Origin of the sequence: Kitasatospora sp. NPDC056800 (assembly GCF_042789775.1) — a bacterium.
Lineage (GTDB): Bacteria > Actinomycetota > Actinomycetes > Streptomycetales > Streptomycetaceae > Kitasatospora.
Genome location: NZ_JBHUAL010000298.1, coordinates 1 through 8,235 on the forward strand (window position 1 = coordinate 1; position 8,235 = coordinate 8,235).

7 protein-coding genes are annotated in these 8,235 nt (G+C 73.8%); 6 read left to right on the forward strand and 1 reads right to left on the reverse strand.

The genetic code is table 11. From position 1 onward, the window contains the following. Positions 1–101: 101 nt before the first annotated feature. Positions 102–440 carry a hypothetical protein gene (locus tag ACFRQN_RS38505; protein WP_147409225.1) on the reverse strand — a complete coding sequence of 113 codons (339 nt, stop codon included), beginning with the start codon at positions 438–440 and terminating at the stop codon, positions 102–104. Between the two features lie 359 nt (positions 441–799). Here ACFRQN_RS38505 and ACFRQN_RS38510 point away from each other — a divergent pair, with 359 nt between their 5' ends. The 6 genes from ACFRQN_RS38510 (at position 800) to ACFRQN_RS38535 (ending at position 8,183) form a co-directional block, all read left to right on the forward strand. Next, the gene (locus ACFRQN_RS38510) at positions 800–2,623 is read left to right on the forward strand and encodes an ABC transporter transmembrane domain-containing protein (RefSeq protein ID WP_380745254.1); all 1,824 of its coding nucleotides are present in this window, start codon (positions 800–802) and stop codon (positions 2,621–2,623) included. Beyond that, a complete protein-coding gene (locus tag ACFRQN_RS38515) occupies positions 2,620–4,383 on the forward strand; it encodes an ABC transporter ATP-binding protein (RefSeq protein WP_380745256.1) in 1,764 nt (587 codons plus the stop codon). The genes ACFRQN_RS38510 and ACFRQN_RS38515 overlap by 4 nt, the downstream gene beginning before the upstream one ends. 231 nt (positions 4,384–4,614) lie before the next feature. Continuing rightward, positions 4,615–5,523: an ABC transporter ATP-binding protein gene (locus ACFRQN_RS38520; protein WP_049652929.1), complete on the forward strand. Its 909-nt coding sequence runs from the start codon at positions 4,615–4,617 to the stop codon at positions 5,521–5,523. Positions 5,524–5,534: 11 nt separating this feature from the next. Further along, positions 5,535–6,275: an ABC transporter permease gene (locus ACFRQN_RS38525; protein WP_049652927.1), complete on the forward strand. Its 741-nt coding sequence runs from the start codon at positions 5,535–5,537 to the stop codon at positions 6,273–6,275. 4 nt (positions 6,276–6,279) lie between these two features. After that, the gene (locus ACFRQN_RS38530; protein ID WP_380745259.1) at positions 6,280–7,563 is read left to right on the forward strand and encodes a sensor histidine kinase; all 1,284 of its coding nucleotides are present in this window, start codon (positions 6,280–6,282) and stop codon (positions 7,561–7,563) included. Then, entirely contained in the window at positions 7,560–8,183 is a 624-nt protein-coding gene (locus ACFRQN_RS38535; protein ID WP_049652923.1) for a response regulator transcription factor, read from the forward strand. Before ACFRQN_RS38530 ends, ACFRQN_RS38535 begins: the two co-directional genes overlap by 4 nt. The last annotated feature ends 52 nt before the right edge of the window (positions 8,184–8,235 follow it).

Below are 8,235 nucleotides of genomic sequence, written 5' to 3' on the forward strand. Positions count from 1 at the left end.
GGGGGGGGCACACGTGCTCCGGTTTTTGCTACGCGCCGGGCCGGCAAACCCCGGCGGGGCGCTTCGCGCAGGCGGGTCACCGACGGCCCGCGGTCAGGCGGTCAGGCGGTCAGTGACCGGGCGAGCTCGTCTCCCGCGCCGGTGTTGGAGATCCAGGCACGACTGCCCAGCCTCGGGTCCCAGTCGAGGCGTTCGAGGTCGTCGACGACCAGCTGGACGATCTCGTCCGTCCCCCCGTTCCACGCCTCGAACCCCTCCTCGGCGAGTTCGCCGATCCGGATCGAGCCGTTGCCCACCAGGAAGTGGAGCAGTTCGACGAAGAACGCCTGCCACGGGCGCCCCGCCGCTCCTTCCTTCGCGGCCCAGAGGAGCCGATCGATGGGGACCCAGTCGTCCAGGCCCTCGATCAGCACGTCAGCGAAAACACGGTTCTCAATCACTCGGCAAGTGAACCTTCAAGTCCCGCCCGCTGCCACCGGGGCGCCCGCGTGCCGGTGTCTGACGGACCGTCACACCTCGGTCCGCTGAGGGTGGTCGGGCAGTCCGATTTCCGGACAATCCTCCTCAGCCCGTTCACGTGCGGACTTCTTCGAGTACGGTGGCATCCCGGCAGCTCGGCGGCCGAATGCTCCGGCGGCGCCGGCACGCGGGCGGCGCCGTGACCGCTTCCGGGCGCCACCCCGCCGTCGGTGTGTGGCAGTTCGCGTCCGGGGCCGGCCGTCTCCGCCGGAGTCCGACAGGGCAGCGCCGCCAGGACGTCGTCCCGGGGCCCGGCGAACCTGCCCAAGGACGGAGCGCGATGACCGACGGACCGGACCTGCCCACGGGTACCCGCCGGGTCCCGTACACCGACCCCGGAACGCCCGACCACCGGAGCCCGCTGCGGTACCTCTGGTGGCTCGTGTCGATGCAGCGCAGGCGGGTGCTGCTCGGCGCGACCTGGGGGAGCCTGTGGATGTGCGCGCTGATGCTGCCGCCGTACCTGATGTCGCGGACGATCGACGACGGGCTGCGCGCGCGGGACACCGGGGCGCTGGTCGGCTGGGTGGCGGTGGTCCTCGCGGTCGGGGCGCTGATCGCGGTCCTCGGCATGCTGCGGCACCGCACGATGACGTTCATCCGGGCCGACGCCGCCTTCCGGACGGTCCAGGCCGTCACCCGCCATGTGAACCGGCTGGGGACGACGCTGCCGCGCCAGGTGTCGGCCGGCGAGCTGACGCACCTGCAGGCCGGTGACACCGGCCGGATCGCCCAGACGCTGACCATCACCGGGCCCGGCGTCGGAGCGGTGCTCGCGTACCTCGCCGCCGCCGTCCTGCTGGTCCGGATCTCCCCCGTCCTGGCCGCGGTGGTCCTGCTCGGCGTCCCGCTGCTGGCCGTGGTCATCGGCCCGCTGATGGGGAGGCTGCACGGCGCCGAGGGCCGCTACCGCGAGGAGCAGGGGGCGCTGACCGCCCTGGCCGGCGACCTGGTGGCCGGGCTCGGGGTGCTGAACGGCATCGGCGGCAAGCCGATGTTCGCCGGGCGCTACCGGCAGCGCTCCCGGGCGCTGGTGCCGCTCGGCTACCGGGTGGCCTCGCTCACCAGCTGGGTGCAGGCGGTGGGCGCCTGCCTGCCCGTCGTCTTCCTGGCCGTGGTGACCTGGCTCGGCGCGCGGATGGCGGCGGCCGGCGACATCACGGTCGGCGAACTGGTCGCCGTCTACGGGTACGTGGCGGCCCTCCTGGCACCCGTCTCGTTCTTCGTCGAGGGCGCCGACGACCTCCCGCGCGGCCTCGTCGCCGCCCGCCGCGTCATCGACATCCTGGCGCTGCGGCCCGAGTCCTCCGGCGAGCGCACCCGCACGGCGCCGCCCGACGGTCCGGCGGAGCTGCACGACCCGGAGTCGGGCCTGGTGCTGCGCCCCGGGCAGGTCACGGCCCTGGTCTCCGCGCGGGCCGACGAGGCCCGCGCCGTGGTGGACCGGCTGGCCGGCTACACCCCGTCCGGCGCCGCCTGGGGCGGCGTCGAGGTCTCCGCGTGGGAGACGGCCGCGCTGCGCCGGCACGTCCTGGTGTCCGACAACGAGTCCTACGTGTTCGGCGGCACCCTGGGCTCCGCGGTGGCGGTCCACGGCGGGCGCACGGCGGCGGAGATCGGGCGCGCGCTGCACGCGGCGGCGGCCGAGGACCTCGTCGGCCTCCTGCCCGGCGGCCTGGACGCACCGCTCCAGGACCGCGGCCGCAACGTCTCGGGCGGCCAGCTCCAGCGGCTGCGGCTGGCCCGGGCCCTGCTCGCCGACCCCGAGGTGCTGCTGCTCGTCGAGCCCACCTCGGCCCTGGACGCGCTCACCGAGGCCGCCGTCGCCGCCCGGCTCGGCGCCTTCCGCGCCGGCCGCACCACCCTGGTCGTCGGCACCTCCCCGCTGGTCCTCGGCCGGGCCGACCGGGTCTGCCACCTCGTGGACGGCAGGGTCCGGGCCGCGGGCACCCACGGCGAACTGCTCGCCACCGAGCCCGCCTACGCGGCGCTGGTCCTCCGCGGCGACCCCGACGCCCGCCCGGACCCCGACGCCCGCCCCGACGTCGAAGCCCGCCCCGAGGCCGACGCCACCGCAGAGCCCCGGGAAGGAGCATCCCGATGAGCCACGACCACGACGACCCCCACCGGCTCCCCGTCGCCGACCGGGCGACCGTACGGCGGGCCGTCCGGCGCCTGCTCGTCGACGACGGCCGGGCGATGTGCGGGGTCCTCCTCCTCACCTGCCTCGCCGCCCTGGCCGGGGTCGCCGCGCCGTGGTACCTCGGCCGCATCGTCACCCGGGTCGAGAACGGCGAGCTGACGGTCGGCCAGGTCGACGTGCTGGCGGCGGCGGTGCTCGGCTTCGCCCTCGCCCAGCTGCTGCTGACCCGCTTCGCGCGCTACTTCTCGCACCGGTTCGGGGAGCGCGCCCTGGCCCGGCTGCGGGAGGAGGTCGTCGACCGGACGCTGGCGCTGCCCGGCCGGTACGCGGAGCGGGTGGGCACCGGCGACCTGGTGACCCGCTCCTCCCTCGACGTGGGCACGGTGGCCGCCACCCTGCGCAACGCGGCCCCGGACGTCTTCATCGCCGCGGTCCAGGTGCTGTTCGTCCTCGGCGCCGCGTTCCTGCTCGACCCGCTGATCGGGCTGTGCGCGCTGGTGAGCCTGCCGGTCGTCTGGGCGGTGGGCCGCTGGTACCTGCGCCGGGCCCGGGACGCCTACCTCGCCGAGGGCGCCGCCTACGGCGGTGTCGCCGAGGCGCTCAACGCGACCGCCCACGGCGCCCGCACCGTCGAGGCGTTCGGGCTCGGCGCCCGCCAGGACCTCACCGTGGACCGGGCGATCGACACCGCCTACCGGGCCGGCGTGCGCACCCTGTTCCTGCGCACCGTGCTGTTCCCCGTCACCGAGTTCGCCCACGCGCTGCCCACGGCGCTCGTCCTGCTGGTCGGCGGCCTCGGCTACCTCGACGGCGCGGTGGGCCTGGGCACGGTGGTGGCCGGCAGCCTGTACATGTGGCAGCTGGTCGACCCGCTCGACCGCGCCCTCAACTGGATGGAGCAACTGCAGCGCAGCGGCGCCTCGTTCGCCCGCATCAAGGGCGTCGGCCTGGTGTCGGAGGATCCGCCGGTGCTCGACCGGCGGCCGTCCGACGACCGGATCGAGGTCCGCGGCGTCCGGTACGCCTACCCGGGCTCGCCGGACGTGCTCAAGGGCATCGACCTGGTGGTCCGCCCGGGCGAGCGGCTCGCGGTCGTCGGCCCGTCCGGCGCCGGGAAGTCCACCCTCGGCCGGCTGCTGTCCGGGGTCGACGCCCCGGACACGGGACACGTCCGGGTCGGCGGCGTGCCGGTCGCCGACCTGGCGGCGGCGGGCGGCCTGGGCGACCGCATCGTCCTCATCACCCAGCAGCACCACGTGTTCATGGGCACCCTCCGGGACAACATGACCATGGCGGCCCCGGACGCCGGTGACGAGGAGATCCTCGCCGCGCTCGCCCTGGTCGAGGCCGGCTGGGTGCACGACCTGCCGGGCCGGCTGGACTGCGCGCTCGGGGCCGGCGGCGTCGAACTCGACGCGGCGCAGGCCCAGCAGCTCACCCTCGCCCGGGTCCACCTGGCCGACCCCCACACCCTGATCCTCGACGAGGCGACCTCCCTGCTGGACCCGACCACGGCGCGGCAGGCCGAGCGGGCGATGGCCGCCGTGCGCTCGGACCGGACGGTCGTCTCCATCGCCCACCGGCTGCAGACCGCCCACGACGCGGACCGCGTCGCCGTCATGGAGTCCGGCCGCATCGTCGAGCTGGGCACCCATGACGAACTGGTCGCCGCCGGCGGGTCCTACGCGGCGCTGTGGCGGTCGTGGAACGGCGAGGGCTGAACTCCCTCCGGCGGTAACAGGAGGACGGTTCACGGGGGTTCCGCCGGACCGGCCCGCGTGGCACCCTGGAGGATCCGGCGCCCGGGCCCGCTGAGCAGCAGCGGGCCCCGCCGCAGGCCCCGCCGAGCAGCCATCAACCGATCGGTTGATGCCGGGCATCCACCGCCGCCCGCCCCAGGTCTGGCCGTCCAGTCGATCCGGCGGACCGGGGCCGACTGCCAGGCTGATGCCATGGCAATCATCGAGGTGGACAGCCTCGTCAAGCGCTACGGCGACAACTCCGTGCTGAACGGGGTCAGCTTCGCCGTCGAGCAGGGCGAGATCTTCGGCATCCTGGGGCCCAACGGGGCCGGCAAGACCACGACCGTCGAGTGCATCGAGGGGCTGCGCACCCCGGACGGCGGCACCATCAGCGTCTGCGGCATCGACCCGCAGCGCGACACCGGCGAGCTGCGGCAGCTGCTCGGCGCGCAGCTGCAGGAGAGCGAGCTGCCCGACAAGCTCAAGGTCGGCGAGGCGCTGGAGCTGTACAGCTCCTTCTACCGCCAGCCGGCCGACTGGCGCGAGCTGGCCGAGATCCTGAACCTCACCGGCAAGCTCGGCACCCAGTTCCGGCGGCTGTCCGGCGGGCAGAAGCAGCGGCTGTCGATCGCGCTCGCGCTGCTCGGCACCCCGAAGGTGGCGGTGCTCGACGAGCTCACCACCGGCCTCGACCCGCAGGCGCGCCGCGACGTGTGGGGCCTGATCGAGCGCATCCGCGACCGGGGCGTGACGATCCTGCTGGTCACGCACTTCATGGAGGAGGCGGAGCGGCTCTGCGACCGGCTCGCCGTGATCGACACCGGGCGGGTCATCGCGATCGACACCCCGGGCGGCCTGGTGTCGCGGGTCGACAAGGGGCAGCGGATCCGGTTCCGGCCGTCCGGGCCGCTGGACGAGACCCGGCTGACCGCACTGGACGAGGTCACCTCCGTCGAGTGGGCCGGCCCGCAGATCGTCGTGACCGGCAGGGGGGACCTGCTGCTCGCGGTGACCACCCTGCTCGCCGGCCAGCGGATCACCGCACTCGACCTGCGGGTCGAGCAGAACTCGCTGGAGGACGCGTTCGTCGCGCTCACCGGCCGCCCCGTCGAATCCTGAGGAGTCCCACCGTGTCCCCCCTGCTCCGGCTCACCGCCACCGAGACCAAGCTGTTCCTCCGCGAGCCGATCGTCGTGTTCTTCGCGCTCGCGTTCGCCCCGATCCTGCTCGTCGTGCTCGGCCTGATCCCCTCGATGCGGGCGAACAGCCCCGAGCTCGGCAACGTGCGGCCGATCACCCTGTACCTGCCGATCGTCGTGTCGATGGGCATCGCCCTGTTCGCGCTCAGCGGCCTGTCCCAACTGTTCGCCTCGTACCGGGAGAAGGGTGTGCTGCGGCGCATGCGGACCACCCCGGTCAAGCCGGGTGTGATGCTCGGCGCGCAGCTGCTGATGGCCACCGTGCTGTCCGTGGTGACGATGCTGGTCATGCTGACCATCGGCAAGCTGGCGTTCGACGTCGACCTCCCCCGCAAGCTCCCCGCCTACCTGCTCAGCTACCTGCTGGTGGCGCTGGCGATGTTCGCGGTCGGCCTGCTCGTCGCCGCGCTCGCGCCGACCGGCCGGAGCGCCAGCGCGATGGGTTCGCTGGTCTTCTTCCCGCTGGTGTTCTTCGCCGGCCTGTGGCTGCCGCGCGCCAAGATGAACGATGTCCTGCTGACCATCAGCGACTTGACTCCGCTCGGCGCCGGCGTGCAATCATTGCAGGACACCACCGCCGGGCACTGGCCGCAGCTGATCCACCTCGCCGCCATGCTGGGGTGGACGATCGTGGCCGGCGGACTGGCCGCGCGATACTTCCGCTGGGAGTAGTGGGTTGAGCATCGAGGCCGAGCTGCGCGCGGAGTTCGATCACTGGGAGCGTACGAAGTTCGCGGCCTTCAAGGCGCTCCCGTACGTCCTCCTGGCGATCAGCACCGTGATCACCCTGCTCCAGCTGGTCTGGCGGGTGCCGATGCACTTCACCCTGGTGCTCGGGCTCTCCGCCGCCGCCGCGCTCTGGATGCTCTGCTTCCGCACGCTGCGCCCGGAACGGCGGCAGAACCGCCGGCTGATGGGCGTGTACTACACCGGGCTGATGCTGCTGGCCGCCGCCCTGGTGGGCGTCGCGCCCTGGTACGGACTCTTCACCTTCGTCGGCTACCCCCAGGCGTTCGAGTACCTGCGGGGTCGCCGGCGGTACGTCGGCGCCGCCGTCACCGCGATGATCTCGGCGGCGGCGTTCATGGGGGGCGTGGCCGGCATCAACGACGCCCACATGTGGTGGGCGTGGCTGGCCGTCGGCCTGATCTCCGCGGTGCTCGCCGGGGCGCTGTTCTACTTCGTCGAGATGGCCGACCACCGCAACGACAAGCAGAAGCAGGCCCTCGTCGAACTGCACGAGGCCAACGCCAAGCTGGAGGCCGCGCTGGCGGAGAACGCCGCCCTCCACGCCCGGCTGATGGTCCAGGCCCGCGAGGCGGGCGTCCTGGACGAACGCCAGCGGATGGCGCGGGAGATCCACGACACCCTGGCCCAGGGGCTGGCCGGCATACTGACCCAGCTCCAGGCCGCCGAGCAGACCCTGGACGAGCCCCCGACGCTGCGCCAGCACCTGGCGAACGCGACGAACCTGGCCCGCGAGAGCCTCGTCGAGGCCCGCCGGACGGTCCACGCGGTGGAGCCGGCGGTGCTCGCCGAGGCCCGGCTCCCGGACGCGATCGGCGACGTGGCCCGGCGCTGGTCGGAGATCAACCACATCGACGCGGTGCTGACCACCACCGGCGACGCCCGGCCGATGCACACCGAGGTCGAGGTGACACTGCTGCGCACCGCGCAGGAGGCGCTGGCCAACGTGGCCAAGCACGCGCGGGCCGGCCGGGTCGGCCTGACCCTGTCGTACATGGAGGACCTGGTCACCCTCGACGTGCGGGACGACGGCGTGGGCTTCGATCCGAGCGCCAAGCGGGTCAACGGGTCCGCCAGCGGCGGGTTCGGGCTCCTCGGCATGCGCCAGCGGGTGCAGCGCCTCGCCGGGCGGCTGGCCATCGAGTCGGAACCGGGGGGCGGGACGGCGATCTCGGCGGCCGTCCCCGCCATCCCCGCGGGAGGTGCGGAATGATCACCCTGCTGATCGTCGACGATCATCCGGTGGTGCGGGACGGGCTGCGGGGCATGTTCCGGGCCGACCCCCGCTTCGAGGTGCTCGGCGAGGCCGGTGACGGCGCGGAGGCCATCGCCGCCGCGGAGGAGCTGCGGCCCGACGTGGTCCTGATGGACCTGCGGATGCCGAGGACCGACGGGGTCACCGCCATCAAGGAGCTGACCAAGCGCGGCGTGCCCTCGCGGGTGCTGGTGCTCACCACGTACGACACGGACAGCGACGTGGTGCCCGCCATCGAGGCCGGCGCCACCGGCTACCTGCTGAAGGACGCGCCGCGGGAGGAGCTGTTCCGCGCGGTGGAGGCCGCCGCGCAGGGGCAGGCGGTGCTCTCCCCCTCGATCGCGACCCGGCTCATGGGCCAGGTCCGACGGCCGGCGCCCGCGCCGCTGTCGGCGCGCGAGCTGGAGATCCTCGAACTGGTCGCCCAGGGGACGACGAACCGCGAGGCCGCGCGGAAGCTCTTCATCAGCGAGGCGACGGTCAAGACCCACCTCCTGCACATGTACGCCAAGCTCGGGGTCAGCGACCGGGCGGCGGCGGTGGCCGCCGGGTTCTCGCACGGCTACCTGACGCCCTGACCTGCGCCCCTGCCGGAGTGCTCCGCGGGTGCCGCCCGGACGGGTCGAACCG

Excerpts from the sequence above, each read along its gene's own strand:
- ACFRQN_RS38510 (WP_380745254.1), top strand. The coding sequence starts at position 800 with ATGACCGACGGACCGGACCTGCCCACGGGTACCCGCCGGGTCCCGTAC.
- ACFRQN_RS38515 (WP_380745256.1), top strand. The coding sequence starts at position 2,620 with ATGAGCCACGACCACGACGACCCCCACCGGCTCCCCGTCGCCGACCGG.
- ACFRQN_RS38520 (WP_049652929.1), top strand. The coding sequence starts at position 4,615 with ATGGCAATCATCGAGGTGGACAGCCTCGTCAAGCGCTACGGCGACAAC.
- ACFRQN_RS38535 (WP_049652923.1), top strand. The coding sequence starts at position 7,560 with ATGATCACCCTGCTGATCGTCGACGATCATCCGGTGGTGCGGGACGGG.